The sequence below is a fragment of the Microbacterium sp. GW823-FHT02G05 genome (assembly GCF_058797175.1).
The window spans coordinates 1,577,240-1,602,880 of record NZ_JBXAJK010000001.1 but is presented as its reverse complement, the minus strand read 5'-3'; the positions used below and the strand labels follow the sequence as shown (position 1 = coordinate 1,602,880).

Genomic DNA, 25,641 nt, shown 5'->3' with positions numbered 1-25,641 from the left:
ACTGATGTGGCGAATCGAGCGCGACGAGTGACGGCGTCACGATGCACTTCCTTCCCAACCGCCGAACATCGGCGGCTGTAGTGGTTTCCGCACCCGCTGCAGGATCAGCGGCAGGTGGTCAGCTTCGAGCTCGACCAGGTCGACCTCCATGCCCTCAAGCAGCGCGGCCTCCCCCGTCGTGCCGGAGCCCGCGAACAGGTCAAGCACGCGCCCACCCGGGCGGGTGACGAGCCGGACGAGCCACCGCATCAGCTCGAGCGGCTTCACCGTCGCGTGCGCGACACCATCAACCTCGGGGCGTTCCGAACCAGGGGCTTTCGCCTCATACCGGAACGTCGGGAAGAACCTCGACGCTCCACCCGAGTCACCCGGGGTGTCACGTATCGTCTCGTACCCTCCTGCGGCGTCCTGTCCGTACGTCTTCCGCTCGCCCTTCGGCCGAGTACCCGCGAGCATCTTCCCGCTCGTCAGCACACCCGTCTGGGCGTCCAGCGCAGCGGCCTGCGACTCATCGAGCAGCACGTTCGACGGGAACCTTCCCCCCGACGAATCGGTGCCGACTACCTCACCTGCGAACCCTGACGCGTTCTCCGAAGCCGCCACGCGACCAACGGCCTTCTTCGCCGCCTCCGAGTATCCCTTTGCCTTACGCGCCGAGGACTTGTCGCCGTCAGCACCCCAGCCCACGCGACATGCGTCGACGTTGATCGCTCCGGTGCCGTAGGCGAGCACATTCGCCGCGACAGTGCCGGCGAGCGGCTTCCGTGCGACGACGACGGGCTCGAAGGCGGGCTTGAGCGCTGTGCCCCAGCCCTCCCACGCTTTCGCTTCGTCCGAGGACGGTGCAGTGATGGGCGCTGACCAACGATCGCCGTAGCCATGGCCTCCTTGCTCGGCGTGAGGCCTCGTGTGGGTGCCGTCGATCTTCCGTCTTGATCCGTCCCGCGCGAAGTCTGCGGCGACGCCGACCACCTCCCGCTCTCGGCCGAGCGTCTTGTCGATCTGCGCACTGACGTTCATCGACTTCGGAAACCCAGACCCATACATCCATGCGATGGAGTCACGGATCTCGAACCCGGCGTCCTCGATGGCGACGGCGATGCGGTGCCATGTGCGGGTGCCGCCGAACGCGAGCAGATACCCGCCCGGTTTCAGCACACGGAAGCACTCACGCCACACGTCGACGTCGTAGGCGATGCCGGTGGAGTCCCACCCCTTGCCCATGAAACCGAGCTCGTAGGGCGGGTCGGTAATGATGGAGTCGTACGATGCGTCGGGGAGCGTCGGCAGGACGTCCTTGTTCGAACCGTGGAACAGGCGCAGCCCTTGATCTTCGTAGTGCAGGCTCACGCCGCCTCCTGGAATGAAGAAGCCCCCGTCTCGACGGGGGCTTCTGTCTTGCTCGCGGCTCGGACTGTGCGTTCCACGTACTTCGTGGTCAGGCCGAGTTCGGCGGCGATCGCTTCCGGCGATGCGCCTGTGGCACTCAGCGCGAGGATCGCGGGAGTCTGGGTGGGGCGCGGAACTGGGTTGGGTTTCAGGCCGAGGTCGCGGCGCACCCTGTTGATGTACTGCGGGTGTGCACCGAGTCGTTCTGCGATCTGCTGGTCGGTGAGGCCTTCCGCGTGCAGCGCCGGATACTGTTCCGTGATGCGGGAGGAGCGCTTGGTGTTCGCGGGGAGGCCGAGATTTCGGCGTGCGTCGCCGACGCTCTGTCGGGACTTACCCATCCGCGCCATGATTTCCTTGTCCGTCAGCCCTTCCGCGTGCAGCGTTCGGAGCGTGTCGTACGGGAACCACGTGCGCGGCTTCGGCGGCTGCGTGGGCTTGGCCTTCGTCTTCTTCACAGCGAGTCGTGCTGCGCGCGCCGCGGTCGCCTCCGCGCGCTTCGTGTTTGCGGCGCGCTGCGCCTCGACGGCGACGATGGAGGCGGCGGTTTCACCCGCGTCGATGCGTCGGCGAAACTCGAAGTCGCCACGGTAGCGGGTCTGGACGTCACGGCAGGTGACGGGCGCGGGGCACTGGGAGCTGTGGCATCCCTGCTGGTAGCCGTCGGGCGCACCGTGAGGGAACGTCGGGTCGTGAAGGATGGTGGAGGTCATTCTCGGACTTTCTGCGCTGTCTCGTAGTCGATGACGGCGTCGATCTGGATCTGGGTGAGGCCGGGGAGCCGGCGTTGGGCGTCGAGGCGCGCGTAGGCGGCGCGGGCGCTGTGGATTTGGGGGAACCCGGCCTCTTGAAGTGCGTCGATGAGCACGGCGTCTGCACGTGCGACAGCTCGCTTGTGCCGTCGCACGTGCGCTTCGAGGACTTGGGCGAGTCGCCGGTCTTCTTGCCTCATGGCATGGGTGCCTTCCTTCAACGACGATGGCCACGCTCCCGACGATCGGGGCGTGGCTTTGAATGGGTGGGACTCAGGCGAGACCTGAGTCGTAGATGTGTTTCTCGATCTCCGCGGGGTTTCTGCTGATCGAACTGAGCACGTACGGTGTCGGCGTGCGCGGCCACTCCTTCGTCTTCGAGCAGACGTGCATGCCGACGGCGAGCGCGTCGACGAGGGTGAGGGTGATGCCGAGTTGGGCGTGCACCTTCTCGCGGATGCGTTCGGGCGAGAGCCCGCGCTGCGCCGCCATCTGCTTTTGAACCTGTGACAGTTCGTCCGTCGCGTCGCGCGCACGGTTATCTAGTGACTGACTCTCTGTAACGTAAGTAGGAGTCAGGGGACGGGACTGGGACTGGGACTGGGGCACCTGTACGTCGGGCGCTGTAACGGCGTTACCAACGTCGCTACTTCGCTTGTTCGCACGGTGCTTCTCGACCCGTTCCTTCGTCTTCGCCCGCTCGGCCTCGATCTGCGCCCGCGTTGGCTGATACTCCGCCCAGTCATGGAACTGGAAACCTCCCTCTGCTTGGTGCCAGAGGCCGGCGTTCAGCAGAGCCGCAGTGTCATCCCACGTGCCGCCGAGCGCCGCGACCACACCAGACGGAATGTGCCCGTCGGTGAGGTGCTGCATCGCCCACGAGCCCGCACGCACCCACAGGCCGAGCGCAGCGTTTCCCGCCATGAACGCCTTCGGATGCATCGCGAGCGCGTCATCAACCTTGAACCAAGGCACTTCTACTCTCGTATCTCGAGCAGGTTCATGCGACGTGCGGCGTGCTCGATCGCCGGGTCGCGTCCGTGATGTGACAGTCGTATCGTCGTCTTCGTGACAGCACGCGCGAAGGTCGCCTGCAGATCTCGGTTCATCGGCTCGACTGTGTTGTTCCGTGCAGCGCGGACGGCGACGCGCGCCGAGCTGCCAGCCGCGACGATCAGCCCCCAGCCGTCCGGGAGCTCGCCGACTCTTACGATCTCTCGCTTGGCCACGACGAGCCACCAGTAGTCGCAGAAGCGCCGGAACGCTTCGGCCTTCTCCGGGTCGCGGAGTTCCGTGAGCCAGTCGGCTCGGGACACCTTTACTTCGTGACCGTGGAGCATTGGCCCCGTACGATTCGGGCCGTAGCCACCTGGCCACAGGTCGAGTGCCATATAGTCGCAGGTGCGTCGGGCGTCGAACCCTGCTGTAACGCGGACGTGCTCGGCGCGCGCGTAGCGGAAACCGTTGGCATTGACAGTGCCGTAGCGCACGTTCAGCCGGTCGAGCATATGGCGCTCAGTGAGCTTCGGCGCCGCGTCGTCTGAGGCAAGTTCGAAGGGCATCACGCCACCTCTCTGCGGGTCATGTTCTTCACGAACTCCCGCTCGATCTTGTGCCCCGGCGTCTTGCCGCGGCATCGGTTGTGGGCGTGCTCGCGGGGCGTGCCGTCCTTCCTGTTGAGGAGGACGACTCCGCACCGCTTGCACGGGGAATGGCCTTTGTCGGCGTGCTCGGCCATGTACCGGTGTGGTTCGTCGCCGTAGTAGCTCGTGCCGCACTCGTCGCACCGCCAACGCATACCCGTGTAGTAGGTGCCATACCCGCCGCTGTAGCGTCCGGCGCGGATCGCCGTGAAGCACCGCCACGTGTCGCCGACCTGATGGACGGCGCTCATTCCGATTCCGGTGCCGCGGACTTCGGTTCGACCATTCGCCACGCTGCGTCCGTGATGTCCTTCCCATCAAGGAGGGAGAACACGAGGCCGCGGGTCTCTGGCAGAACCTCTCGAGCGATGAAGAGCGCCTGCGCCTTCCGTGTCGGCAGGCCTCGCGCGAGGATCGCTGTGAGCCATGCCTGCGCGCCGCGCACCGTCCATTCGTGGCTCGCAACGATCGGCTCTGCCGTCTCCATCGCCCATGTGTGGAACTCATCAGGCAGCGCGACGACGAACTCGTTGAACGTGCCAGCCCGGAGCTGACGCCAAACCTCCTTGACCGTGAGGTTCGAGACGATCCGGTGCAGGGCGACGTAGTCGGCCTGCTTGATCTTCACCGCACGGTCGGGATCGAGCCAAACGACGAGACCTTCGGCTCCAGGTCGCGACGGGAGGTCGAGCGTTTCCCGGAATGTCGACGCGGAGAAAGGCGCGGCGTAGGCGAAGCCCGCAGGAATGGTCGAAGTCAGCGGGAAGAACCGTCCCGTGGCTCGGTGGATCGCACCGAGGTAGACGAGCTCGTCACGCGCGCCGTAGTCGACGACGATTCGGTTGTCAGGGTAGATGATCTCCCAGAGCCACGTGAACGAGCCGGATGGGATCGCATACTCGGATGCGTGCAGGAGCTTGGTCGCGTGAATCGCTTGGTCGCTGCTGAACGACCCGCGAGTGGCGATCGCGGCTTTCCCGTCGGGGCGCATGTACTGGATGCCGAGCGAGCCATCCATCTTGTCCCATGCGCCGAAGATCGGGGCGTCGAGGTCGATCGCGCCGACTTCCGGCTCTCCGTAGTTGTGGAACTTCGGGAACGGGCGGGCGAGCAGCTTGCGGGTGTCGGCGTTGTAGATCAGCCCGCGAGTGAGACGGGTGACGTCGTTCCAGTGGCGGTCGAACTGGCACCGTTCGGTGTAGTTCAGGATGCGCAGCTCCGGGAACTCCGGGTGCGTGCGCTCGGCGACGTAGCCAGCCTCGATCTCGGCGGCAACCGCGTCCATGTCGATGATGTCGTCGATGAGCATCAGAATGCTCCCTCCTGTGCCTGCAGGCACTTGATGCCCATTGCTCGCCACTGCGCGACGACCGTGTTCCGGTCGTCGACGGCGAAGAGGACGTTGTAGTGGTGGCGGATGTGGGTGTCGAAGATCTCGACCTTCACGGCGGTGTCGGGCCGGTTGTCGCCTTCGGCGCGCATGTAGAGGCGGTCGTGCTGCACTCCGTGCTCGCGCAACCAGTCCTGCGTCTCGAAACGGCAGGACGCGTCGCGCCCGGACACGAGGATGACGCGGTGCACCTTGCTCATCCGATGAATGAGCTCGGCGACGGGGCGGTCGAGGCGGTCGCCGCCGACTTTGTCCCACTCGAATGGCCCACGCTCCCCGTCCATGTGGGCGAGAGTGCCGTCGATGTCGACGATGATCGCTGTCTGGAGCGACTCGTCCGGCACATAGGCATCCGGCGCTCCGGCGATGCTCTGATGGGCTGGTTCGGGAGGCGCGGGGAGCTTGCCGTTTCGGGTGAGGCGAGCGTGCATGTCGAGGATCACGTGCTCGGGCACGTGCCCACCGCGCGCTTCGTTCCGGGCGAGAGCGAGGTCGAGGCTGACCGGGAAGTCGTGGAAGACGACGTCGTATCCGAGGCTGAGCCACGGTCGCACGTAGCGTGCGCGCAGGTTCGTCGCATCGATGATGACGTCGCGTCCGGTGCGCAATGCGGCGAGCGCTGCCTGCTTCTCGATCTTGGAGACGAAGCGCTCCATCTCGAATCCGAGCTTTGTGCTGCTGGTGCCGGTGATCATGCGGCGGATGTCATCGCGGTTGATGCGCACCCTGTCGGCGGGCGACTCCGCGACCCATCTCTTCGCGAAGGTGCTCTTTCCAGATGCGGGGATGCCTCGGGTCATGTGGATGGTTGGCATGGGATGCCCGTTCTCCCGGGCATCCCCGGGTCAGTGTGGTGGCGTGGTGGTGCGGGTGCCGTCGGCGCGCAGCCACCATGTGGTGCCGTTCGCGTCGATGAGCGGCACGGTGAGTGGGTTCTGTCCCTGACGGATGCGGAAGCCGCGCTCAGCGGCTTCGTCCGGGTGGGACTCGATGTAGTGGTGGCATCCGGTGGTCGCGGAGCCGTGCACGAGCACACCGTTCTGGGTGCTCCCGGTGTCCTTGAGCTTCGAGCCACCCATGCCGCGCGCGCGGCGATGTTGGAGCGAGTATTCGCCCCACTCGACGCGGACAACCCCGCCGCACCATTGGCAGACGGGGTTGTCGTTGTCGTCGGAGTCTCGGCGGATGATGAGCCACCGAGTTTTCGGGGTGAAGTGACTCATGACGGTTCGGAGGGGATCGCGCCGAGTGCGACGTCGCGCGCTTCACGCCAGATGGCATAGCCCCAAGGTGAGCCGATGGGCGTGCTGTCGCGCTTCCCCACATCGACGAACCAGCGTCCGGTCAAGCGCCCCTGCCAGATGAAGGGGCGCACGGTCACGCTTCGACCACGGTGAGGCTGTTGGCAAGCCGCGTATCGAGGATCACATCGAGCGTTCGTGCTTCGTCGGCCGTCAGTTCGCGGTGCCCCGATTCGGTCTTGCTGACGATGCTCTGCGACCATTCGATGCCGTGCTCTCGCATGCGCGCGGCGAGGGTGCGCTGCGACAGCTTGGCGGCGGCGCGAGCTGCCGCGACCGGATGCTCCGACTTGACGCGGTACGCGCGCTCAGCGGGTGCGGGCTCCGGCTGGGGCGCAGGCGCCACCCCAGTGAGGATGCCGACGTAGCGAAGCGCCCGCGAGACCGCAGACGTCTCGGCGGTCTCCTGCGGGAACTGGGCGGTCACCTCGTCGGGGTCGTTCTCGCCACGCGTGGCGTGGGCGACAGCGTCTGGGCGCTCCGATCCGCTGTCCCTCCGGATGTAGGCACGCACGGTGAACACCGAGTACGGGTCGTGCCCTTCAAGGACGACCTCGCGTTCCTCCACTTCGGTGAGGATGCTCCCGTTCGGGTAGCGCTGCCAGAACGCTTCGATCCGGTCGGCGGCAGTGGTCGCGTCGTCGGTGTGCTCCGGACGCGGAGCCCGCGCGGGTCGCTGCAGCCGGGACTCGCGGGGGTCTTCGGGGATGGTGATGTCGTCGGTGGACACTGTGCTGCTCTCTTTCCGATGGGGTGACGGTTGCCGCTCGCGGGACGAGGTCATGCCGCCCCTGCTTCGTACTCGTCGATGAACTGGTTGACGTTCCACGCCGGAGCGCGGAGGATGCCGATGGCCCCGCCGCCACGGTTTCGATACCCGGGCCATTCGTTCGTCTCGAGGGCGCGCGCGTACCGTTCGCGAGCTTCCCGTGCTCGTCGCCGCGCCATGAGGATCTCGTCATTGCCGAGCACGTGGACGTTGGTGAGGTAGGGAGCCTTCGTCTCGACGACGACCCACAGATACGGGAGCGTGTCGCCTGTGATGACGTGGTAGATGTGCTCGTAGTGCGCGAACTGGATGTCGTAGCCGAGGTTGAAGGCGTCCTTCCCGAACTCCTCCTCCGACGCCTCGTCAGAGGTGGTCTTCAAGTCGCCGATGCGACGTCCGAGCCAGTCGAGCCGTCCGCGCAGCGGCACACCGGTTTCAGGGTCGTCGCAGAACATCGACACCTCCGGGTCGCCCACCTCGAACAGCTTCCGGGCGATGGGATTCGCCAGCACGGACGCGGCGATCGCGTTGATCTCTTCGAACTTGTCGCGCTTCAAAGGGATCAGGCCGGACGCGCGCGCCGACGCTTCGAAGGCCTTCGCCGCCTTCGTGCTCGCCGCCCCGTTCGTCCCGAGCACCGTCGTGAGTTCCTCGTCCTCGAACACAAAGGTCTCGTCCCCTGTGCCGTCGGGGTAGACGGTGACCTGCGCGCCGACGCCGAGCACCTTCGAGTGCACCGCCGACCCGACATCAAACGCCGCCTTCGGCGGCTGCGGGTGGTTGATGTAGTGGTGGAAGTGCGCGGGCGACTTGAGGATCTTCTTCGCGCCGGTCGAACTCAGCCCGGGCAGTGAGTGGTAGAGGGTCTCGTCGAGTCCGTGGACGAGACCCTCGTACGCTGTGTCGGTCACTTGGTGGCTCCTTCGTTGGTTGGTGCGGTCGCTGCCCATGCGTGGCCGAGAGTGTGTCCTGCAGAGTCGGTGGACACGGGTCGGGCGAGCATGACCTGCCCGTTCTCGTAGAGGGTGACCTTCGGCTTCGCTTGGCGGGTCTTCGTCACCCGGTAGGTGCGGGTCATGACGCCTCCGGCCAGATACGACGGGCGTCGACGATCGTGCCTCGCTGGTTGCCGTCGCTCTCCGTGGAGACCCCCCACGGCATGAACTTCCTGTACGCGTCCACCACCTGCGGCGAGACTTCACCGTGCTCGAGCGTCAGCAGCCAGGCTTCCCCCGCCTTTGCGTCACGCCACGGCTTCCGCTCCGGGTGAGCCTCGAAGAACGCGCGAGCCGCGTGCTCCCCCCAACCAAGCGACCCCACGGGGTCATCGAGCCACTTCCTGTAGATCCGGTCGTTGCTCTTCGAAACACCCGACTCGTCCATGACGACGGCTGAACCGTCAGCAGACCGGTAAACCACGTAGTCGGGGTTCTTAGGCCACCGCCACCGTCCGAGTTCTTTGTCACGCTCAGCCTGGAAGAACTCGCGCAGAGTTGGAACCATTTCAGCGTCGATGTGCGTCGTACGTGAAGTGCGGGTGACGTTCTCGCTGATTTCCACACGTGTGCGGTCGGTGACGGTCATACGTCCCGACGCGAACACGTCGACTGTTCCGCCGTTGCTTGCTGTGAACGTCACCAGGCACCTCCGGCGAGGTAGTAGGCGACCATGAAGATGATCGCGAGAAGGCAGAGGATGATGACGCCGAGCGCGACGACCTGAGTGCGGTTCATGCGCTCTTCCGTCCACTCCATCGGCTCTTCGGAGATCGGGTCATCGGTCATCGTTCTTCCCTCCGGTCGCGGGGTTGTTGATCACGATGTGCGTTTCGCCGACCCTCGCCTTCTGCGCGCGCACCGCGTCGGCGACGATGATGGCGATCACCATGATGATCGCGATCGCCAGCGCCACGGCGACGGCAGCGAGCGACCAGAGGATGATGTCGACAGGGTTCATGCCTGCTCCCAGGTGATTCGGGCACCCGCAGGTGCGGTGATGATGGTGTTGTCGGCGAGGACGTACATGGTCACGTCGACGTCGTGAGTGATACGGGCGATGCGCGACGCGTGCCCGACAGAGATCTGCACCTTGCCGGCGACGACGCTGAGGAACCTGTCGCCGACGGCCGGCTGAACGGGCGAGTTCGGCCCGACGAAACCGCGCTGAACCGGACGCTCACGAAAGGTGCGACGGGTGAGAGTCGGCTTCATGACGCCCTCACGATCACGCGTGCTTCGTCGAGCGGCACCGACAGCGTCCAGACGGTCGAGGCGCGCCCCATCCGGGACGGGCGGGTCTCCCCCGACTCGCGGATCACATGGTGCTTCGTGTGCAGCTCCGACAGGCGACGCTTCACGTTGTGGTGGTCGACGTAGATCGGCCACTGGTTCGTCTCGGCGCGCGATACGTACGCCGACGTGAGCTCGTCGGCTGTCATCGGCCTCTCCCCGAGCATCAGCAGCAGCGCGTCTTTGAGCGAGGCGCGCCCGTCGGGGTCGAGCTGGATCACGGCGAGTCCGCTGGTCAGCGGGTCGCCAGAGTGGGACAGTCCTTTGATGGTCACGGGAGGTTCCTTTCGTCGTTCGCCGCTCCCCCGGCAGGGGACGCAGTCGGCGATTTCGTCGGGGTCGTGCGAGACGCGGTAGAAGCCCCACCCGCGACAGTGCGGGCAGGGGTCTTTCGCGGCGGGGTTCGTTCGGCTGCTCATCGGCGCACCTCCGGCCGCGGGTTCTTGTCCCACAGCTCACGCGTCGTCCAGAGCAGGGTGCGGATCACTGCGACGCCCTCGGGCGTGAACGACATCGCGATCGCGACGCGGGCGCCGACCCACAGCCATGCGCCGTGATCTGGTGACCACAGCACGCGCTCGGGAATCCGCAGCGCGTGGAGCAGTTCGGGATAGGTGAGGTCGGCTTGTCCCTGCATGAGTGTCAGCCGTTCGAGGGCATGCCTCGACGCCTGCAGGCGGTCGAAGTCGATCGTCGGCGCGCCCGACCGCTTCTCGGTCCGGCCGAGCGGATCGCGGACGGGGCCGTACCGCTGCTGGGCGCTGTTGAGCATGATTCGTGCGCGTGCAGGGCCGATGTTCCGCAGGACGAGCAGTTGCCCACCGTCGGGGAAGATGTACGCCGTCGCCCCGCTCGACTCACGCTTGCGGCGTGCGCCCATCGCACGGAACTCCTTGTCGAGGCGCTTCGCAGGGTGCTTGAAGAACTCCGAGCCCATCAGGTCCACCAGCTCGGCGTCGTCACGGTCTTCACGTAGCCGTCCTGGTAGACGCCGTCGCATGTGACGATGACCGTCACTGTCACGGGTGCACCCTTGGTGACGCCGGGGAACTCGAGCTCGATGAGCGCGGTCGTGTCACCTCGATGGGTGAGCTGCGCCCACTCGCGGCGGTCTTCGAACACCGCCTGACCGTCGCGTTCGCCGTTGACCAGCACGGTCACGACGCCTGTGCGCCCGTCGGTGGCCTTCACCTTGTAGTTGACGAAGATCGTGTTGGGCTTGCCGCCTTGGCCTGCGGTCTTGTTCGTGAGGACGACCTGCTGCGCTGCAGTCGATGCCGCCTGCGCGGGGACCGCGACCGCCGCGGCGATCACAGGCACCGCCCACGCCCCGGCCTTGAGGACTGTTCTACGTTCCACTCCTGGCTCCTTCGGAAACGACAAAGCCCCAGGGCGTGATGCCTGGGGCTGATGGTTGGAAGAGGGGCCGGTGGTGGTGCACCGGCCCCGTTGGGCATTCGGGAGGGGCAGGATCTCCATCCCGCTCACGCTCAGAACCCGAACCCAGTGCCCCCGGCGCTACTCGCAAGCGCGCACTCCCTGACCTCTCGGACGCGGGGGCGATGATGTGGGAGGCCCGGGCGGTTTCACACGCCCGGGCCGTTCTTCCCTTCGATACGGCAGGAATCCGCCGCTTGCTACTTGGTGACGTTCACCAGGCCGTTGAAGCCCTCGGGGACGACGACGAGGTTTCCGCCCTTCCCGAGCTGCGCGAGCGTGTCGAGATACCGCTGCTGGAGCACCGGTTCCGTGAGAGACGCGGCGAGCACTGCATTCGCGTCAGCCTCAGCCTGCGCTTCGACGACCTTCTGCTGTGCCGCAGTCGTCGCCGCACGCAGTTCTGCCTCGGCCTTCTGCTGCTTCTGGTTCGCGACCTCGACATCCTTGAGCGCCGCTTCGACCTCTTCGGGGTAGCGGACGTCCTGGATGTTGACGAAGTCGACCTCCACGCCAAGCGGCTTGAGCTTCTCGGTGAGAGCCTCGGCAATCTTCTCTGCGGCCTCAGCACGCTTGGAGCCGCGGAACTCGGTCGCCGAATACTGCGACGGAACGGAGCGGATCGCCGAGAGGATGGTCTTCTCGATGACCTGCTTCGTGAAGCGTTCCTGACTGCGGTAGTCGCCGTAGATGTCGGCGACCGCGCCGGCGTCGAGGCTGTACGTCACGGAGATGTCGACGTTGCCCTGAGTGGAGCCGCCCGACGAACCGCCCACCGCGACGGTCACCTCAGCGCCGTTGACAGAGCCGCCCGAGTAGGAAGGGGCGTCGCCGCTCTTGCCCGCGTAGACGAGCTCCTGGGAGAACAGGTCGAACTCGACGAAGTCGACCCACGGTGCACGGAAACCGCTCCCCGGCTCCTCGATGGTGCCGACGACAGTCCGGTCGATCGAGTTGACCTGCACCTTCGCCTCACCCACGCCGTTGGCGTAGAACATGGAGAAGAACAAGCAGATGCCGCCGACGATGAACGTGATGATCGCGGTGATGATGGCCGGGACGCGGGCATCCCGGGCGAAGATCGCGACGAGGATCGCGATGAACAGGACGAGTGCCGCGATGAGCGACACGATGAACAGGAACATTCGGTTACTGCTTCCCTTCGTTCTCTCGCTGCGCTTTCCGGAGCTTCCGGTTTGCTGCGGCGATGGTGATGATGACGAGCACGGCGATGCCGCCCACGAGGGCTGCGGTCGCTGTGATGCCGATGAGTGCGAGCGCCATGACGCCCCCTTCTCTGCGCAGTGGTTCTGCGTGCCCGCGCGCCGATCTGTGAGCGCACGCGCGGGCTCCGGCGATAACTCGTCGCCGGTCGGAATGTCTTTGGGCTTCCCTTCGATGGATTCCCTGGCAGGCATCCGGGCATCCCGGGTGTTCGGCGTTCGCGTCACACGTGCCTGCGGCGGACCCTTCGGCGCGACATAGCGCCTTCTCCGCTCGAGCGCACGTTCTCGGCTTTGCCTTGGGTGCGCTATCTCCCCCACACAGTCGTCCTTCCCGACGTCACTCGGCCACCACGGCCTTCCCGTCGAAAGTGTGAGGGGTCGCAGCATCGTGGTTGCGACTGGCCCCTCGTATCCCTGTGCGGGATTGGTCTGCTGTGGAGTTGTCAGTGGTGCGTGTTCGTCCGGGACGTATCCCGGTGAGTGCTTTCGCCCCGACTCGAACGGGCGCGCTCCCCCTGGCGGGAGGCAAAAGCGTCGCTAGACCCCATGTCGTGACGGGGTTGCGAAGGGTGTCGCTTAGCGGTTCTGTCGACGCTCTTGAACGGCGTCGAACCAGCACGCGAAGCGGTAGATGCCGTAGCCGGCGCCGAGGGTGAGTGCGAACTGCGCTACCTCGAGCGCGATCACGGCCGCTCCGGCAGGCTGTCGACGTAGCGGTCGAGCTCTTCCTTCTTGAAGAGGACGCGCTTGCCGTCTCCGGAAGGGATCAACTCGCCTTTCGCGCGAAGCTCGTCCACTTCACGGAGTGACTTCGAAAGGTAGAAGGCGGTGAGTTCGCGGGTGAAGAGTCTGGGGGCGAACTCGATTCGCTGGACGACGCCCGCGCTCATGCCGCGCCCCGTTCGCTCGCCAGCGGCTCGAGGCTGTAGATCTCGAAAGCCTCTCCCATCCCCAGGCCGAACGCGTCGCAGAAGCTCGCGATGAAACCGCCTGATGGCTGCGCCCCGCGATCGATGCGGCGGAGGGTCGTCCGGTCAGTACCGATCAGCCGCGCGACCGCTTCCTCTGAGGGGAGTCCGCGGGTCTCGCGAAGCCGATCGATGAGACCGGGCTTGAGTCGAATTGCGGCTGTCATCTCTCTCCTTCGGTGTGGCGTTTCTGCCTCGTGTTGAAGCAACTATGCCACAGGGGAAGGACACTTTGGGGCAAATCTGCACCACTAGAGCAGAAGTGCACATCGATTTCGCGTCATTTCGGGATGATGCGACTTGACGATGATGCAGAAATGCATCAAACTGTCCGCATGGGAACGAATGTGAGCGACTACTTCCGGCGAGTGACAGGCAAGAGCGCACGCGCCATCGCGCAGGAGCTGGACGTGGACTCCACGACACTCAACCGACAGTTGACCGGGCGCACAACGCTCACCGTCGAGGTTGTCGTCGCGATCTGCCGCGCGTTCGACCTTGACCTTGCCGACGCGTTCGTCGAGGTCGGCTTCATCACAGAGCAGGAAGCCGAGCGCCTTGGCGCAAGCGTCGGCCTCACAACGTTCACAGACCTCGAGCTGGCCCGCGAGATTGTGCGCCGTCTAGAGAACGAGACGGCCGGCGAAGCCCTCACCGGAGAGCTCGCGATCGATTCGAATGTCGGCGGCTACGACGATGATGTGCCTGTCTTGTCGCGCGAAGAGGAGAAAGCGCTTCGCCAGGCAGACCACGCCCTTGCCGCGAAGCGCGGCCGGAACGAAGCAGACGTCGAACACGCTGAGTAGGAGTCATATGCGCGATCTCATTCGCCACGCCGCAACGTTGGGCGCGAGCGTTCACTTCGCGCATATCGACGATGACCCCGACCTGCTCGGCTACTACTCGCCAATGTTCCACCGCATCGTCGTACGGTTGGGGATGACGCGCGCGCAGCGACGCTGGATTCTGGCGCATGAGATCGGGCACGCCTTCTACGGGCACGCCTGCCACGGTTCACGGGCATACGACCGAGCCGAACGACAGGCTGACAAGTACGCCGCTGAGCTTCTGATCGACCCCGCGGAGTACGCGAGGCTGGAGCATCTGAACTCCGATCAGCACTGGCTCGCGGAAGAGTTCGGCGTTTCCGTCGACTGCATCTTCGCGTACGAGTTCTACTGCCTCACCCGTCTGACGAACGCCACGTATGCCCGGGCGCGAATGGGCCTGGGGCAGTGGGCGCACATGGCGCACGCCTAAACAAAAAACCGCCCTGCGCTGGGGAGCGCAGGGCGGTTTCTCTCTAGACATCCGGGATCTGAAAATGGTCGCCGATCGCTTCCAGCGCATGACGTGCGGCCGAGCTGCTGACGTGCTGGTAGCCGCGTGTAGTGCGGGTAGCAACATGGCCGACGATCTCGCCGATGACCTTCGCATCGACGCCCAACTCCATCAGCACCGTGGCGGTCGTGTGGCGTGCGAAGTGGGTCGTCGGCGTATCCTCGGTGCCTTCCGGGCGTTCCCGCGGTGGCAGGGCTTGCTCCGGCGTGATGACGCCCGCTTCGAGCAGCACGGAGCGCCATTCGGCCTGGTCTTGCTCGGCAGTGATGGGTGAGCCGTCGCTGTTGCGCCAGATGAGGTTGTGGGGGTTCGGTGCAGTGTTCGACTCGAGGTACTGGGTGAGCATGATCTCGAGCGCCTTGATGAGAGGGAATGTGCGAGGCTTCCCCGACTTGGGTCGAACAATGCACAGGCGCCCGTCGAGCGGCTTGTGCACCAGTTTCGGGGGGACGCGGAGCGAGCGCTGCGGGCATGCTCCAGCGCGCTTCTTGCCGCAGGGCTCGTCGCACCCGTGCTGGAACCGAACTTCGGAGAGCGACCACTGCACCGTGAACTCGTGGTTGTCGACGTCGATGCTGTCGATCGTCGCGCCCAACCTCTCTCCCTGTCTCATGCCTGTGAGGATTGCGAACCACCAGCGCACCCCGTCCGGGCGGCGTAGCGCGACCTGCAGGATGCGAAGGGCCATCTCAGTCGGGAAGGCTGCGCGATCCACCTGGTCGCTCGTTCCTGGTGGCGTGACGTTCGTCGTGACGTTGCGGGCACACACGCCATCGAGCCGCGCGGATTCGAGCATCGACGACAGCACGGCGTAGACCTTCTGAGCGGACGCGAGCGATCGCCCTGCCTCGGTCACAGCGTGGGTGACCTCGCGCACGTCGGATGGCTTCAACATCGCCACCTTCTTGCGCCGGAGCTTCGGGAGAATCCACTTGTTGACCGCGGATTCGTAGCCGGCGAGTGTGGATGGCTTCATGTTCGGCTCGCAGACGGTGCGCAACCAGTGGTCCGCCCACTGCTCAACGGTCATCGCCTTGTCGAGCGGTGTACCGTACTCGGCGATCTCCGACTTCAACGCGTCGAGCTTCGCGCGCGCCGCGGTCTTCGTCTTCGCGGTGACGGACTTCTGCTTGCGACGACCGTCAGCGTGGTAGCCCACGTAGATCACTCCACGCCAGAGTCCGCGCCCCTTGAGTTCGTACAGTCCGCCTTCGCCGTGACCACGCTTCTTCGGCATGGCATTTCCTCCTGTCGAGCCGGTGCACACATAGGTGCACACATGCGCCTGCAATCTCTATGTTTGCGGGTGCATCCGACATTTACGGCGAAACCCCCGGAATCACGAGGATTTCCGGGGGTTTGGTGGAGCCGCTTGTCAGAATCGAACTGACGACCTTTTCATTACGAGTGAAACGCTCTGCCGACTGAGCTAAAGCGGCCTGTGCCACATCAGTGGCACGAGAAACGATATTACATTGATTGAGCGTCCACCGCGAATCGAGCGCGACTCACTCGCAGCGGAGGCCGTTCTCAGGCACGACGTCGTCGAGGAAGAACGCTTCGACCGCGTCATCCACGCACATGTTGCCCTTGTTGTAGCCGGTGTGCCCCTCACCCACACGGGTGATGAGGACACCGCCGTCGAGCTGCTCTGCCATCGCGACAGACCACTCGTAAGGCGTCGCGGGGTCGTTGGTCGTGCCGATCACGAGGATCGGGCCGGAGCCTTCCGCCGTGAGGGCGGAGCGGGTGCCCGTCGCCGGGTACGTCCACGACGCACACACGTCGACGCCCTCCCAGTAGGGGGCGATCGTGGGCGCGCCCTCTCGCACCTTGGCCCGCGCTGCTTCGTCGGCGGCCTCGTCCACTTCGAGCGGGTAGTCCATGCAGTTGTACGCCGTGAACGCCTCCGTCGAGTTGTCGAGGTAGCGTCCGCCCTCGCGGCCGTTGTAGAAGTCTGCGAGGAAGAACGCCGTCGACGGATCCCCCTGCAGGGCACCGGCGAGCGCATCGGTCAGGTAGGGCCAGCTGTCCTGCGCGTAGAGCGCCGCGATGATCCCCGTCATGAGGGAGTCCGCGCCGAGCATCCGGCCGTCTCCGTTCTTCAGCGGCACCGCGTCGACGCTCGCGAGAAGCGCACTGAGGTCTGCCATCGCCTCGTCGACCGTGCCGCTGAACGGGCAGCCGCGGGTGTCGATGCAGTCCTGCATGTAGGCGCGAAGCGCGGACTCGAACCCGAGTGCCTGCGTCGTGCCGACGTCGCGACCCGGGATCGACGGGTCGATGGCGCCGTCGAGCACGAGGTGTCCGACGCGATCCGGGTACAGCTCGGCATAGGTCGCGCCGAGGAACGTGCCGTACGAGTATCCGAGGTAGTTGAGCTTCTTGTCTCCGAGCACTCCGCGCAGCAGATCCATGTCACGCGCCGAGTTGACAGTCGTGATGTACGGGAGGATCCCGCCGCTGTTCGCCTCGCAGGCCGCGGCGAACTCGGCCGCCTGCGCCTCGCCTTCCGCCTCCCACTCGGGCGTTCCCCGGGGAGCGCTGGGCAGGCTGTAGAGGAAGTCGTCCATCGCGGCCGCATCGAAGCAGGTCACGGCGGTCGACTCTCCGACACCACGCGGGTCGAAGCCGATGACGTCGTAGTTCTCGATGAGGGCGGTGCCGACGGCGAAGCTCAGGCTGTCGCGGATCAGCTCGACACCGCTCGCACCCGGGCCGCCGGGGTTGGTGAGGAGCGAGCCGAGCGGAGTGTTGGTCGCCTGCGACCGGACGACGGAGAGCGAGATCTCTCCGACGGCCGGATTCTCCCAGTCGAGCGGAGCGGCGACGTCGGTGCACTCCATGCCCATCCCGCAGGGCTGCCATTCGAGAGTCTGGGAGTAGAACGGAAGAAGGTCGGGCGAGACGCCGGACGTGTCGGGTTCAGTCGTGCGCTCGGGAAGCGGCGCGCCGCTCTCCGGGATCATCGCGTACAAGCATCCGGAAAGGGTGAGGGATGCCACAGCCACTCCGGCCACGGCCGCGATCACGCGACGCATACGAGTCTTCACGGTGTCCTCCCGCTCGTCACGGTGACGAGCAAGCTCTCGAGGGCAAGGGTCGGGGCGACGTTGCGTTCCAACGACTCCCGTGTCTCGGCCAGATGGTCAAGAACTCTCAGCGTACGGGGCACATCCCACGCAGCGGCGAGCGCGCGCAGATCGTCAGCGAGTTCTCGGTTGATCAATTCTTCTCCGCGCCCGTACTGCAGCATCACGACATCGCGGAACAGGGACTGCAGGTCAGTGAGGACGCGGTCGATGCCGTCGCGCAGGCTTCGCGTCGCCCGCTTCTTCTGGTCGTCCTCGAGCGCCGAGAACTGCGTGCGCAGCGCCTGCGGCACCGCTTGGCCCTCGGCCAACCCCACCGTGCGCAGCAGCGCGGCGCGCTCGGCTGCATCGCGCTCGACGGTCAGCGCCTTGGCGTCTTCGGTCGCAGCCTGGACGATCTCGCCGGCCACGGTCACCGCATCACCCACACCGCGTACGCGCAGAACGGCGCGCAGCGTCGTGTCGCGACGTCGTCGTGCCGCCTCATCGGTCGCCAGACGCTGAGCCATGCCGATGTGTCGCTGCGCGTGCCGCGCCGCCTGCTCTGCGGTGGCATCGTCGACGCCGGTGCGATGCGCGATCAGACGTGCGACGTCTTCCACGTCGGGCTCGCGCAGGCGCAGTGACCGCACGCGTGAGCGGATGGTCGGCAGCAGGTCGGCCTCGCTCGGCGCGCAGAGAATCCAGACCGTGCGCTCCGGCGGCTCTTCGAGGGCCTTCAGCAGAACGTTCGATGTGCGCTCGACCATGCGGTCGGCGTCTTCCACGACGATCACCCGATAGCGCCCCGCCGACGGCGAGAAGTAGGAGCGTTCCACCAGCGCGCGCGCCTCGGCGATCGTGATGATCACCTTGTCAGTGCGCAGCGCCGTGACATCCGGATGCGTCCGGGCGAGCACCTGGCGCATGGTCGCCTCATCGCCGGCATCGCGAGCGATCAGCGCTGCCGCGAACGCGTAGGCGAGGGTCGACCGGCCGGATCCGGGCGGCCCGGTGATCAGCCAGGCATGCGAGAGCGATGCGGGGTCGGATGCGGCCCCCCGAAGGATCTCGACTGCGGCGTCCTGTCCCCAGACGTCCGTCCACGGAAACGGGGCGGTCGCGGCGTCTGGCATGCTTTCAGCCTAGTCGGGGTGCCGGACATCACCTCGAACGGACGAGGGACCCGACCTCTCAGCGCAGTTCGTGCGTCTGCACGAGTGCGGCGACGCGTTCGTGGATGCGCTCGGCGATCGCCGCTGGCGGCCGCGCCGCATCCACCACGAGAAAACGTGCGGGCTCCGCCGCTGCGAGCTCGAGGTAGGCACCGCGCACGCGCGCGTGGAACTCCTCTCGCTCGGCCTCAAGTCGGTCGAACGGCTTGTCTGCAGAGTCCAGGCGCTCCCGCGCCGTCGTCGGATCCAGATCCAGCAGCACGGTCAGGTCGGGCAGCGCACCCTCGGCAGCCCACAGTGACAGTTCGCGCACCTCCGTGGCGTCCAGCACGCGTCCGGCCCCCTGGTAGGCGACGGACGAATCGAGATAGCGATCCTGCAGCACGACCTCGCCGCGCGCGAGTGCGGGGCGCACCACCGTCGCGACATGGTGCGCGCGGTCCGCCGCGTACAGCAGCGCCTCCGCGCGCGGGGCGATATCACCGCGGTGGTGCAGCACGATGTCGCGGATCAGCTGGCCGACCTCGGAGCCACCGGGTTCGCGGGTGCGCACCACCGTCCGACCGTCAGCGCGCAGCCGCTCCGTGAGCAGCTCCGCCTGGGTGGTCTTGCCCGAACCATCGCCGCCTTCGAGAGTGATCCAGAGACCGGATGTCACGAACTCGCCTCGGCAGCCTTCTTCGCCGCGTTCGCCGCACGTGTCGCCGCGGCCTTCTTCGCCGCCGCCGAGCGAGCCGCAGCCTTCTCGTCGTCGGTCTTCGCAGTCGCCTTCTTCGCGGGAGCCTTCTTGGCAGCGGGCTTCTTCGCGGGAGCCTTCTTGGCCGGTGCCTTCTTGGCACCGCGCTTGGGAGCCGGACCCTTCGCCCGCTTGTCGGCGAGCATCTGCACGGCACGTTCGAAGGTGATGTCTTCCGGCTTCTCGGCCTTCGGGATCGTCACGTTCGTGACGCCGTCGGTCACGTACGGGCCGAAACGCCCGTCGCGGATGCGAATCGGTTTGCCGCTCTCGGGGTCGGCTTCGAACTCGACGAGCGCGCTCGATGCCTTGCGGGCACCGTACTTCGGCTGCGCGTAGATCTCGAGCGCCTGTTCAAGGGTGATGTCGAAGATCTGCTGCTCGTTCTCCAGCGAACGCGAGTCGGTGCCCTTCTTCAGATACGGGCCGAAGCGGCCGTTCTGCGCCGTGATCTCGTCCCCGCTCTCGGGGTCCGTGCCGACGACGCGCGGCAGGTCGAGCAGCCGAAGCGCGGTCTCGAGGTCGATCGTGTCGACCGACATGGAGCGGAACAGGGATCCGGTGCGTGGCTTGGGCGCCGCATCCTTCTTCGCGCCCTTCTTCTTCGGCTTCTCATCCGCCGGAAGCACCTCGCCCGTCGCCTCGTCGACGACCTCAGCCTCGGGCTCGTTCTCCTGCACGTACGGGCCGAATCGACCGTCCTTGACGACGATGATCTTGCCGTTGGCGGGGTTCTCGCCCAGGACACGATCTCCCGCGACGGGCGCGTCGATGAGCTCCTGCGCCTTCGCGGCGGTGAGCTCGTCCGGCGCGAGGTCTTCGGGAACGTTGACGATGCGCGGCTTCGCCTCGGGGTTCGCGGGGTCCGCAACCTCCAGGTAGGGACCGTACTTGCCGAAGCGGAGGGTCGCCGTGTCGGTGATCGGTGTGGAGTTCAACGCACGCGCGTCGATCTCGCCGAGGTTGTCGACGACCTGACGCAGACCCACCTGCGCCTCGGACCCGTAGTAGAAGGAGCGCAGCCATTCGACACGGTTCTGCTCGCCACGGGCGATCGCATCGAGGTCGTCCTCGAGTGCGGCGGTGAAGTCGTAGTCGATCAGTTCGGCGAAGTGCTGCTCGAGCAGACGCACGACGCTGAACGCGAGCCAGGTCGGAACGAGCGCCTGACCGCGCTTGGTCGCATAGCCACGGTCGATCACGGTGCCGATGATGCTCGCGAAGGTCGACGGGCGTCCGATGCCGTGCTCTTCGAGGGCCTTGACGAGGGATGCTTCGGTGAAGCGCGGCTTCGGGGTGGTCTTGTGCCCCTTCGCGACGGCGTCCTTCATCGAGAGGGCGTCGCCGACAGCGACAGCGGGAAGCGACTGGTTCTCAGCAGCATCCGCATCGCTGCGCTTCTCGTCGCGGCCCTCTTCGTACGCCTCGAGGAATCCCTTGAAGGTGTAGACGGTGCCGGATGCGGTGAACTCGGCCTTCTGTCCGGCGGCGTCGACGGCGATCGTGACGGTCGTCGTCTCGTACTTCGCGTCGGACATCTGGCTGGCGACGGTGCGCTTCCAGATCAGGTCGTAGAGGCGCTGCTCTTCACGGTCGAGTTCGTTCGCGACGGATGCCGGGGTGCGGAACTCCTCACCCGAGGGGCGGATGGCCTCATGCGCCTCCTGCGCGTTCTTCGTCTTCGAGGTGTAGACACGCGGGTTGAGCGGCACCGCCTGGTCGCCGTACAGTGCGACGGCCTGCGAGCGTGCCGCCTGGACGGCCTGGGTGCTCAGCGAGATCGAGTCCGTACGCATATAGGTGATGTAACCCTTTTCGTACAGACGCTGGGCGACGCTCATCGCCTGCTTCGCGCTCATGGAGAGCTTGCGTCCGGCCTCCTGCTGCATCGTGGAGGTCGTGAAGGGGGCATAGGGGCTGCGCTTGCCGGGCTTCGCCTCGACCTTGGTGACCTCACCCGTACCGGCGGCGTCGACCGCCGTGGCGAGCGCTGTGGCCTTGCGCTCATCCAGGATGACGACGGCCTTCTTCAGCTTTCCGGTGTCGTCGAAGTCGGTGCCTCGGGCGAGCTGGCCGCCGTCCACGCGCACCAGGCGGACGGTGAATCCGCTGCTGGATGCGGCAGCTTCGACGTCCCAGTACTCGGCGGAGACGAACGCCATGCGCTCGCGCTCGCGCTCGACGATCATGCGCGTCGCGGCCGACTGCACGCGCCCCGCCGACAGACCGGTCTTGACCTTGTACCAGAGCACGGGCGAGACGTCCCACCCGTAGAGGCGGTCGAGGATGCGCCGGGTCTCCTGCGCGTCGACGAGAGCGACGTCGAGCTCGCGGGTGTTGCCGATGGCCGCCTGGATGGCGTCCTTGGTGATCTCGTGGAACACCATGCGCTTGACCGGGACCTTCGGCTTGAGCGTCTCGAGAAGATGCCACGCGATGGCTTCGCCTTCGCGATCTTCATCGGTGGCGAGCAAGACCTCGTCGGCCGTCTTCAGCGCGCGCTTGAGCTCAGCGACGGTCTTGGTCTTGCGGTCGCTGACGACGTAGTACGGGTCGAAGTCATTCTCAACGTCGATCGAGTACTTGCCGTAGGCGGCTTTGTCGGCGGCCGGGATGTCTTTCTTGTCGGCGAGGTCACGGATGTGACCGACCGAGCTGAGCACCTCATAGCCGTCGCCGAGGTACCCCTGAATCGACTTCATCTTGGTCGGGGACTCGACGATGACCAGCTTCTTGCCTTGCGCCACGGGTGCGTCCTTTCTTCGAAGCACACCATACACACCACATTCGGGAGGGATTCCCATGCGGAGGTTATCCGTCGTCCGCGGCGACCTCGGGTGGTCCAGCTCGGGATCGGGCGACGGCAGTGATTCCAGCGTACGCCGAGGAGACCTGCACGATCGCCACGAAGCCCTCAAACCGACAGTCATCGAGGCGCGCTCCGGATGCGGCGGCCACCGTGGCCGCGACCTCGCAAGGGCTGCCCGCGGAGGCCACGGCGCCGGATGCGACGTCGGCGGCCGCGAGTGCGGCGGCGTCCGCCCCGCTCGCCAGACGCTGGGATGCGGTCGCGGCGCCGCCGATCAGAGCGGCGGCGATCGCAAGGGTTGCCGCTGTGGCCGCCGCCCCGACGGTGAGGGTCACGCTCGCCACAGCGCTACAGCCCGCCGTCGAGTGCGCAGCTGGAGGTTCGGATCGGGAGAGTGAGAGCTCCGGCGATCGGCACGACAGCCTCCGCCGAGACGCAGACGAGACCGTCGTGCCGTCCGACGCTCGTCTGCGCGCCGGTGACCGCGCGATGCACGGTGAGCGACGCCACCGCATCCCCCTCCCCGCGGGCCAGCAGACGCGCCGCATCAGCAACCGCATCTTGCAGCGCGACCTGGCGTGTTCCCGCGGCGAGTGCACCGCCGCCGAGCAGCAGCGTCAGCACGACCACGGGAAGCGCGACGGCGAGTTCCGCGGTCGCGGCGCCCCGATCGCCTCGCAGGCGCCGGGAGAGATCTCGACCCCTCACGTCACGAGACCGTGAGTGCGCGGCGGACGAGATCGGTGAGGATGCCGCGGACCTCATCCGACCTCATGATGACGACCAGAAGGCCGGCGAACGCGACCGCCGCCATCGTGGCCACGGCGTACTCGGCCGTCGCCGCGCCCGTGTCGTCGGTGAAGAGGTCAACGGCGCGGCCGCGGGTCAGCGGCGGAAGCGGTGGGAGTGCGGTAGAGCGGGAGGCCCGGGCGAGTCGAGAGATGAGCATGGTGGTTCCTTTTCTTTGTGGGAGGGCCCCGGTCAGGGCCCCAGCGGGAGAGGCGTCGACAGGAAGACGCTCAGGATGAGCGGTGCGACACCCAGCAGGAGGAAGGCAGGCAGCGTGCACGCGCCGAGAGGAAGGAGAAGTCGCGACCCGAGTCGCGCGGCGGCGACTCTGCCCTGCACGCGGGCGGAGCGACGACTCTCGGACGCATGCGCCCGGAGGAGTTCGACGGCAGGAACGCCGGCCGCCTGCGACAGCCGCAGGACTCGCTCGCATCCGACACCGTCCGCGGCGTCGCCGAGCTGCTCGTCCGCGACGAGCTGACGCGCCCGGGCGATTGACGCGCCTCCTGTGAGCGCGACGGCGAGCAGTTCGGCGTCCATCCCCGGGATGCCGGGAGCCGGCTGCGCGCGACGAACGAGCGCGGATGTCCAGATGCGCGCGAGCGCCGTCAGCAGCACTCCTCCGACGAGACAGGCGACGCCGAGCGGCGAGGTCGTGAGTACGACCAGCGTGTCGAAGCCGAGCGCGATACCGAGGAGCACACCGACGAGCGGCAGCCAGAGCATCAAACGGGCGGTGCTCGCCGGTTCCGCGAGCGCGATGCGCACATCATCCGAGGTCGCCTCCGCGTCCTGCAGGGCGTCGGCGATGCCGCGCAGCACGTCTCCGAGCGGAGCGCCGACCGTCGCCGCGATCCCCCAGGCGGCCGAGACCTCAGCCCACCCCACGCCTCGCGCACGAATCGCGTCCGGCAGCGCCTGCCCCCTCTCACTCGCGGCGACGACCGCCTGCGCGTCGGAATCGCCGCCCTCGGCCACATGTCGCCACGCGACGACGGGCCGGGCGCCCGCCTGCAAGAGCACAGCGAGTGTGCGCACAAGCTCCGGTCGTGCGGATGCGGGCGGGGGCGATCGCCGGACCAGGCTCACCATGTGCCGGTTCCCTCAGACCGCGACTCGTCCCAGGGCCGCACGGATTCGATTGCGAGCCGGTCGTCCGCGAGCCGCAGCCGCCCCACGTCCTGCAGCCGGCGCATGCCGTCGCGGTCTCGCGCGAGGTGCAGTACGACGTCGAACGCGCTGACAGACTGCCGCGCGAGTGCGGGCGCATCCATTCCCGCAAGCGCACCCAGCGCTTCCAGACGAGCGGGGACGTCGGCGAGGCTGCTGGCATGCAGGGTGCCTGCGCCACCATCATGGCCGGTGTTCAGCGCGGTCAGCAGATCACGGACCTCTTCTCCTCGACACTCCCCCACGACGAGGCGATCGGGACGCATCCGCAACGACTCGCGCACCAGGCGCGCGACCGAGATCCCTCCGGCTCCTTCGAGATTGGGCTGGCGCGCCTCCAGCGACACGTGATGCGGATGCAGCGGATGCAGTTCGGCGACGTCCTCGATCGTCACGATCCGCTCCCCCGGCGGCACCGCCGTCAGCAGCGCCGACAACAGGGTCGTCTTGCCGCTGCCGGTTCCTCCCGTGATCAGGATGTTTCGCCGGGCTGCGACCATGCGCGCGATCCATGACCGCTGTCGGTCGTCGCACAGTCCCCGGGCCTGAAGCCCCTCCAGGTCGCCCGCCCGCACGCGTGGGATGCGCACCGACACCGCGGTGCCGGAGGTCGCGACCGGGGCGAGAACCGCATGCACACGGACACCTGCTCCCAACCGCACATCGACGCAGGGTGCCTGATCGTCAAGGTGCCGTCCCCCGAGACCGACGAGCTCCACGGCGATCTCCCGCACCTCGCGTTCGGCCGCCGACCAGCGCTCGACGCGCTCGGGACCAGCGCCGCGGTCGACGAACATTCCGGTGCTGCCGTTGACGAAGAGATCGGTCACCTGCTCATCGCTCCAGGCGTCCGCCAGAAGGGGATGTCGGATGAACAGCGGATGCTGCGGCAGCGCCGCATCCGACCGCTCTCGATGCTGGCCGGTACCCGTCGCCACGAACAGCTCACCGGCCGTCTCCGCCGTGGTCGCGTCGGGCGCGCCGGCAGGCCGTGACGCGGCAGAAGTGCGCGGCGTGATGACGAAGGGCTCAGGCATGCCTCGACGCTAGAAAGGTTGCGACAGCGCCCGACGCCGCGATGCATGCTCGGTGGACAACAGCGCTCTAGTCACGCCTGTGCACAACTCGACACGCGGAGAGAGGAACGGGCGGCACCCCACGGGGGGAATGGGATGCCGCCCTCACGCCGCGGAAGGGAGGGACCGCGGCGTCATGCCGTCTGTGAAGAAATCGGCTGACCGAGAGTGTACGCATCCGAACTGCGGACGCAACTCAGCATCGGACTACCAACTTTCGACAGTATGCGCGCGTCGGCCCCACCACTAGATTCTCGATGTCGCCGTCTTGTGGCGACCCGAAATACCCGTCGCAAAGGAGCGCGTCCTCG

36 protein-coding genes and 1 tRNA gene are annotated in these 25,641 nt (G+C 66.6%); 2 read left to right on the top strand and 35 right to left on the bottom strand.

Translation table 11 applies throughout. The annotated features are described in order from the left end of the window. Positions 1-36: 36 nt before the first annotated feature. The 24 genes from AC1REM_RS07725 to AC1REM_RS07610 all read right to left on the bottom strand — a co-directional run bounded on the left by AC1REM_RS07725 (position 37) and on the right by AC1REM_RS07610 (position 13,330). Positions 37-1,350, bottom strand: a complete 1,314-nt coding sequence (locus AC1REM_RS07725) for a DNA methyltransferase (RefSeq protein WP_492514098.1) — start codon at positions 1,348-1,350, stop codon at positions 37-39. After that, the gene (locus AC1REM_RS07720; protein ID WP_492514097.1) at positions 1,347-2,102 is read right to left on the bottom strand and encodes a hypothetical protein; all 756 of its coding nucleotides are present in this window, start codon (positions 2,100-2,102) and stop codon (positions 1,347-1,349) included. Before AC1REM_RS07720 ends, AC1REM_RS07725 begins: the two co-directional genes overlap by 4 nt. Further along, on the bottom strand, positions 2,099-2,341 hold the full coding sequence (locus tag AC1REM_RS07715) for a hypothetical protein (RefSeq protein ID WP_492514096.1): 243 nt from the start codon (positions 2,339-2,341) through the stop codon (positions 2,099-2,101). Before AC1REM_RS07715 ends, AC1REM_RS07720 begins: the two co-directional genes overlap by 4 nt. A 73-nt stretch (positions 2,342-2,414) precedes the next feature. Beyond that, a complete protein-coding gene (locus tag AC1REM_RS07710; RefSeq protein ID WP_492514095.1) occupies positions 2,415-3,116 on the bottom strand; it encodes a hypothetical protein in 702 nt (233 codons plus the stop codon). Positions 3,117-3,118: 2 nt separating this feature from the next. Next, entirely contained in the window at positions 3,119-3,703 is a 585-nt protein-coding gene (locus AC1REM_RS07705; protein ID WP_492514094.1) for a hypothetical protein, read from the bottom strand. Next, complete coding sequence (locus AC1REM_RS07700) at positions 3,703-4,035, bottom strand: hypothetical protein (RefSeq protein WP_492514093.1); 333 nt, start codon at positions 4,033-4,035, stop codon at positions 3,703-3,705. Before AC1REM_RS07700 ends, AC1REM_RS07705 begins: the two co-directional genes overlap by 1 nt. Next, on the bottom strand, positions 4,032-5,093 hold the full coding sequence (locus AC1REM_RS07695; protein WP_492514092.1) for a hypothetical protein: 1,062 nt from the start codon (positions 5,091-5,093) through the stop codon (positions 4,032-4,034). The genes AC1REM_RS07700 and AC1REM_RS07695 overlap by 4 nt, the downstream gene beginning before the upstream one ends. Beyond that, complete coding sequence (locus AC1REM_RS07690; RefSeq protein ID WP_492514091.1) at positions 5,093-5,989, bottom strand: phosphatase domain-containing protein; 897 nt, start codon at positions 5,987-5,989, stop codon at positions 5,093-5,095. The genes AC1REM_RS07695 and AC1REM_RS07690 overlap by 1 nt, the downstream gene beginning before the upstream one ends. A 30-nt stretch (positions 5,990-6,019) precedes the next feature. After that, positions 6,020-6,397, bottom strand: a complete 378-nt coding sequence (locus AC1REM_RS07685) for a hypothetical protein (protein WP_492514090.1) — start codon at positions 6,395-6,397, stop codon at positions 6,020-6,022. Further along, positions 6,394-6,555 carry a hypothetical protein gene (locus tag AC1REM_RS07680; protein WP_492514089.1) on the bottom strand — a complete coding sequence of 54 codons (162 nt, stop codon included), beginning with the start codon at positions 6,553-6,555 and terminating at the stop codon, positions 6,394-6,396. Before AC1REM_RS07680 ends, AC1REM_RS07685 begins: the two co-directional genes overlap by 4 nt. Then, entirely contained in the window at positions 6,552-7,205 is a 654-nt protein-coding gene (locus tag AC1REM_RS07675) for a helix-turn-helix domain-containing protein (RefSeq protein WP_492514088.1), read from the bottom strand. The genes AC1REM_RS07680 and AC1REM_RS07675 overlap by 4 nt, the downstream gene beginning before the upstream one ends. Before the next feature lie 50 nt (positions 7,206-7,255). After that, complete coding sequence (locus AC1REM_RS07670) at positions 7,256-8,155, bottom strand: PD-(D/E)XK nuclease-like domain-containing protein (protein WP_492514087.1); 900 nt, start codon at positions 8,153-8,155, stop codon at positions 7,256-7,258. Continuing rightward, positions 8,152-8,322, bottom strand: coding sequence for a hypothetical protein (locus AC1REM_RS07665; protein WP_492514086.1), 171 nt, complete (start codon positions 8,320-8,322; stop codon positions 8,152-8,154). The genes AC1REM_RS07670 and AC1REM_RS07665 overlap by 4 nt, the downstream gene beginning before the upstream one ends. Next, complete coding sequence (locus AC1REM_RS07660; protein WP_492514085.1) at positions 8,319-8,828, bottom strand: hypothetical protein; 510 nt, start codon at positions 8,826-8,828, stop codon at positions 8,319-8,321. The genes AC1REM_RS07665 and AC1REM_RS07660 overlap by 4 nt, the downstream gene beginning before the upstream one ends. Before the next feature lie 50 nt (positions 8,829-8,878). Further along, complete coding sequence (locus AC1REM_RS07655) at positions 8,879-9,028, bottom strand: hypothetical protein (protein ID WP_492514084.1); 150 nt, start codon at positions 9,026-9,028, stop codon at positions 8,879-8,881. Then, entirely contained in the window at positions 9,018-9,200 is a 183-nt protein-coding gene (locus AC1REM_RS07650; protein WP_492514083.1) for a hypothetical protein, read from the bottom strand. Before AC1REM_RS07650 ends, AC1REM_RS07655 begins: the two co-directional genes overlap by 11 nt. Continuing rightward, positions 9,197-9,454 (bottom strand): hypothetical protein, encoded by a 258-nt coding sequence (locus AC1REM_RS07645; RefSeq protein WP_492514082.1) that lies wholly within the window; start codon positions 9,452-9,454, stop codon positions 9,197-9,199. Before AC1REM_RS07645 ends, AC1REM_RS07650 begins: the two co-directional genes overlap by 4 nt. Beyond that, entirely contained in the window at positions 9,451-9,807 is a 357-nt protein-coding gene (locus tag AC1REM_RS07640) for a hypothetical protein (protein WP_492514081.1), read from the bottom strand. Before AC1REM_RS07640 ends, AC1REM_RS07645 begins: the two co-directional genes overlap by 4 nt. A gap of 140 nt (positions 9,808-9,947) precedes the next feature. Then, positions 9,948-10,532, bottom strand: coding sequence for a hypothetical protein (locus AC1REM_RS07635; protein ID WP_492514080.1), 585 nt, complete (start codon positions 10,530-10,532; stop codon positions 9,948-9,950). After that, complete coding sequence (locus AC1REM_RS07630; RefSeq protein ID WP_492514079.1) at positions 10,469-10,891, bottom strand: hypothetical protein; 423 nt, start codon at positions 10,889-10,891, stop codon at positions 10,469-10,471. The genes AC1REM_RS07635 and AC1REM_RS07630 overlap by 64 nt, the downstream gene beginning before the upstream one ends. A gap of 278 nt (positions 10,892-11,169) precedes the next feature. After that, positions 11,170-12,114 (bottom strand): SPFH domain-containing protein, encoded by a 945-nt coding sequence (locus AC1REM_RS07625; protein WP_492514078.1) that lies wholly within the window; start codon positions 12,112-12,114, stop codon positions 11,170-11,172. Positions 12,115-12,118: 4 nt separating this feature from the next. Further along, positions 12,119-12,253, bottom strand: coding sequence for a hypothetical protein (locus AC1REM_RS07620; protein ID WP_492514077.1), 135 nt, complete (start codon positions 12,251-12,253; stop codon positions 12,119-12,121). Positions 12,254-12,878: 625 nt separating this feature from the next. Beyond that, complete coding sequence (locus AC1REM_RS07615; RefSeq protein ID WP_492514076.1) at positions 12,879-13,085, bottom strand: hypothetical protein; 207 nt, start codon at positions 13,083-13,085, stop codon at positions 12,879-12,881. After that, a complete protein-coding gene (locus tag AC1REM_RS07610) occupies positions 13,082-13,330 on the bottom strand; it encodes a helix-turn-helix domain-containing protein (protein WP_492514075.1) in 249 nt (82 codons plus the stop codon). Before AC1REM_RS07610 ends, AC1REM_RS07615 begins: the two co-directional genes overlap by 4 nt. Before the next feature lie 168 nt (positions 13,331-13,498). Between AC1REM_RS07610 and AC1REM_RS07605 the strand changes: the two genes are divergently transcribed. Both AC1REM_RS07605 and AC1REM_RS07600 read left to right on the top strand, forming a co-directional pair. Next, on the top strand, positions 13,499-13,969 hold the full coding sequence (locus AC1REM_RS07605) for a helix-turn-helix domain-containing protein (protein WP_492514074.1): 471 nt from the start codon (positions 13,499-13,501) through the stop codon (positions 13,967-13,969). Between the two features lie 7 nt (positions 13,970-13,976). After that, positions 13,977-14,423 (top strand): ImmA/IrrE family metallo-endopeptidase, encoded by a 447-nt coding sequence (locus AC1REM_RS07600; RefSeq protein ID WP_492514073.1) that lies wholly within the window; start codon positions 13,977-13,979, stop codon positions 14,421-14,423. Positions 14,424-14,466: 43 nt separating this feature from the next. Here AC1REM_RS07600 and AC1REM_RS07595 read toward each other — a convergent pair whose 3' ends face one another. The 11 genes from AC1REM_RS07595 to AC1REM_RS07545 form a co-directional block, all read right to left on the bottom strand. Then, positions 14,467-15,741, bottom strand: a complete 1,275-nt coding sequence (locus AC1REM_RS07595) for a tyrosine-type recombinase/integrase (RefSeq protein WP_492514072.1) — start codon at positions 15,739-15,741, stop codon at positions 14,467-14,469. Positions 15,742-15,867: 126 nt separating this feature from the next. After that, positions 15,868-15,943: transfer RNA gene (locus AC1REM_RS07590), tRNA-Thr, on the bottom strand. Between the two features lie 69 nt (positions 15,944-16,012). Then, positions 16,013-17,545: an alpha/beta hydrolase gene (locus AC1REM_RS07585; RefSeq protein ID WP_492514480.1), complete on the bottom strand. Its 1,533-nt coding sequence runs from the start codon at positions 17,543-17,545 to the stop codon at positions 16,013-16,015. An 8-nt stretch (positions 17,546-17,553) separates the two neighbouring features. Next, positions 17,554-18,711, bottom strand: coding sequence for a DNA polymerase III subunit delta' (locus tag AC1REM_RS07580; protein WP_492514071.1), 1,158 nt, complete (start codon positions 18,709-18,711; stop codon positions 17,554-17,556). Positions 18,712-18,769: 58 nt separating this feature from the next. Continuing rightward, the gene (gene tmk / locus AC1REM_RS07575) at positions 18,770-19,408 is read right to left on the bottom strand and encodes a dTMP kinase (protein WP_492514070.1); all 639 of its coding nucleotides are present in this window, start codon (positions 19,406-19,408) and stop codon (positions 18,770-18,772) included. Further along, a complete protein-coding gene (topA, locus tag AC1REM_RS07570; protein ID WP_492514069.1) occupies positions 19,405-22,233 on the bottom strand; it encodes a type I DNA topoisomerase in 2,829 nt (942 codons plus the stop codon). Before topA ends, tmk begins: the two co-directional genes overlap by 4 nt. Before the next feature lie 64 nt (positions 22,234-22,297). Further along, a complete protein-coding gene (locus AC1REM_RS07565) occupies positions 22,298-22,630 on the bottom strand; it encodes a helicase (protein ID WP_492514068.1) in 333 nt (110 codons plus the stop codon). A 13-nt stretch (positions 22,631-22,643) separates the two neighbouring features. Continuing rightward, a complete protein-coding gene (locus AC1REM_RS07560; RefSeq protein WP_492514067.1) occupies positions 22,644-23,003 on the bottom strand; it encodes a TadE family type IV pilus minor pilin in 360 nt (119 codons plus the stop codon). Between the two features lies 1 nt (position 23,004). Continuing rightward, a complete protein-coding gene (locus tag AC1REM_RS07555; protein ID WP_492514066.1) occupies positions 23,005-23,244 on the bottom strand; it encodes a DUF4244 domain-containing protein in 240 nt (79 codons plus the stop codon). Positions 23,245-23,276: 32 nt separating this feature from the next. Next, a complete protein-coding gene (locus tag AC1REM_RS07550; RefSeq protein ID WP_492514065.1) occupies positions 23,277-24,176 on the bottom strand; it encodes a type II secretion system F family protein in 900 nt (299 codons plus the stop codon). Further along, positions 24,170-25,291 carry a TadA family conjugal transfer-associated ATPase gene (locus tag AC1REM_RS07545; protein ID WP_492514064.1) on the bottom strand — a complete coding sequence of 374 codons (1,122 nt, stop codon included), beginning with the start codon at positions 25,289-25,291 and terminating at the stop codon, positions 24,170-24,172. Before AC1REM_RS07545 ends, AC1REM_RS07550 begins: the two co-directional genes overlap by 7 nt. Between the last annotated feature and the right edge of the window lie 350 nt (positions 25,292-25,641).

What these genes read in the sequence shown, in the direction of transcription:
- AC1REM_RS07550 (WP_492514065.1), bottom strand. Translation starts at nt 24,176, where the DNA reads ATGGTGAGCCTGGTCCGGCGATCGCCCCCGCCCGCATCCGCACGACCG.
- AC1REM_RS07625 (WP_492514078.1), bottom strand. Translation starts at nt 12,114, where the DNA reads ATGTTCCTGTTCATCGTGTCGCTCATCGCGGCACTCGTCCTGTTCATC.
- AC1REM_RS07685 (WP_492514090.1), bottom strand. Translation starts at nt 6,397, where the DNA reads ATGAGTCACTTCACCCCGAAAACTCGGTGGCTCATCATCCGCCGAGAC.
- AC1REM_RS07705 (WP_492514094.1), bottom strand. Translation starts at nt 3,703, where the DNA reads ATGCCCTTCGAACTTGCCTCAGACGACGCGGCGCCGAAGCTCACTGAG.
- AC1REM_RS07715 (WP_492514096.1), bottom strand. Translation starts at nt 2,341, where the DNA reads ATGAGGCAAGAAGACCGGCGACTCGCCCAAGTCCTCGAAGCGCACGTG.
- AC1REM_RS07545 (WP_492514064.1), bottom strand. Translation starts at nt 25,291, where the DNA reads ATGCCTGAGCCCTTCGTCATCACGCCGCGCACTTCTGCCGCGTCACGG.
- AC1REM_RS07555 (WP_492514066.1), bottom strand. Translation starts at nt 23,244, where the DNA reads ATGCTCATCTCTCGACTCGCCCGGGCCTCCCGCTCTACCGCACTCCCA.
- AC1REM_RS07600 (WP_492514073.1), top strand. Translation starts at nt 13,977, where the DNA reads ATGCGCGATCTCATTCGCCACGCCGCAACGTTGGGCGCGAGCGTTCAC.
- AC1REM_RS07595 (WP_492514072.1), bottom strand. Translation starts at nt 15,741, where the DNA reads ATGCCGAAGAAGCGTGGTCACGGCGAAGGCGGACTGTACGAACTCAAG.
- AC1REM_RS07605 (WP_492514074.1), top strand. Translation starts at nt 13,499, where the DNA reads ATGGGAACGAATGTGAGCGACTACTTCCGGCGAGTGACAGGCAAGAGC.
- AC1REM_RS07660 (WP_492514085.1), bottom strand. Translation starts at nt 8,828, where the DNA reads ATGACCGTCACCGACCGCACACGTGTGGAAATCAGCGAGAACGTCACC.
- AC1REM_RS07665 (WP_492514086.1), bottom strand. Translation starts at nt 8,322, where the DNA reads ATGACCCGCACCTACCGGGTGACGAAGACCCGCCAAGCGAAGCCGAAG.
- AC1REM_RS07580 (WP_492514071.1), bottom strand. Translation starts at nt 18,711, where the DNA reads ATGCCAGACGCCGCGACCGCCCCGTTTCCGTGGACGGACGTCTGGGGA.
- AC1REM_RS07690 (WP_492514091.1), bottom strand. Translation starts at nt 5,989, where the DNA reads ATGCCAACCATCCACATGACCCGAGGCATCCCCGCATCTGGAAAGAGC.
- AC1REM_RS07635 (WP_492514080.1), bottom strand. Translation starts at nt 10,532, where the DNA reads ATGCGACGGCGTCTACCAGGACGGCTACGTGAAGACCGTGACGACGCC.
- AC1REM_RS07615 (WP_492514076.1), bottom strand. Translation starts at nt 13,085, where the DNA reads ATGAGCGCGGGCGTCGTCCAGCGAATCGAGTTCGCCCCCAGACTCTTC.
- AC1REM_RS07645 (WP_492514082.1), bottom strand. Translation starts at nt 9,454, where the DNA reads ATGAAGCCGACTCTCACCCGTCGCACCTTTCGTGAGCGTCCGGTTCAG.
- AC1REM_RS07695 (WP_492514092.1), bottom strand. Translation starts at nt 5,093, where the DNA reads ATGCTCATCGACGACATCATCGACATGGACGCGGTTGCCGCCGAGATC.
- AC1REM_RS07700 (WP_492514093.1), bottom strand. Translation starts at nt 4,035, where the DNA reads ATGAGCGCCGTCCATCAGGTCGGCGACACGTGGCGGTGCTTCACGGCG.
- AC1REM_RS07655 (WP_492514084.1), bottom strand. Translation starts at nt 9,028, where the DNA reads ATGACCGATGACCCGATCTCCGAAGAGCCGATGGAGTGGACGGAAGAG.
- AC1REM_RS07610 (WP_492514075.1), bottom strand. Translation starts at nt 13,330, where the DNA reads ATGACAGCCGCAATTCGACTCAAGCCCGGTCTCATCGATCGGCTTCGC.
- AC1REM_RS07650 (WP_492514083.1), bottom strand. Translation starts at nt 9,200, where the DNA reads ATGAACCCTGTCGACATCATCCTCTGGTCGCTCGCTGCCGTCGCCGTG.
- AC1REM_RS07620 (WP_492514077.1), bottom strand. Translation starts at nt 12,253, where the DNA reads ATGGCGCTCGCACTCATCGGCATCACAGCGACCGCAGCCCTCGTGGGC.
- AC1REM_RS07720 (WP_492514097.1), bottom strand. Translation starts at nt 2,102, where the DNA reads ATGACCTCCACCATCCTTCACGACCCGACGTTCCCTCACGGTGCGCCC.
- AC1REM_RS07585 (WP_492514480.1), bottom strand. Translation starts at nt 17,545, where the DNA reads ATGCGTCGCGTGATCGCGGCCGTGGCCGGAGTGGCTGTGGCATCCCTC.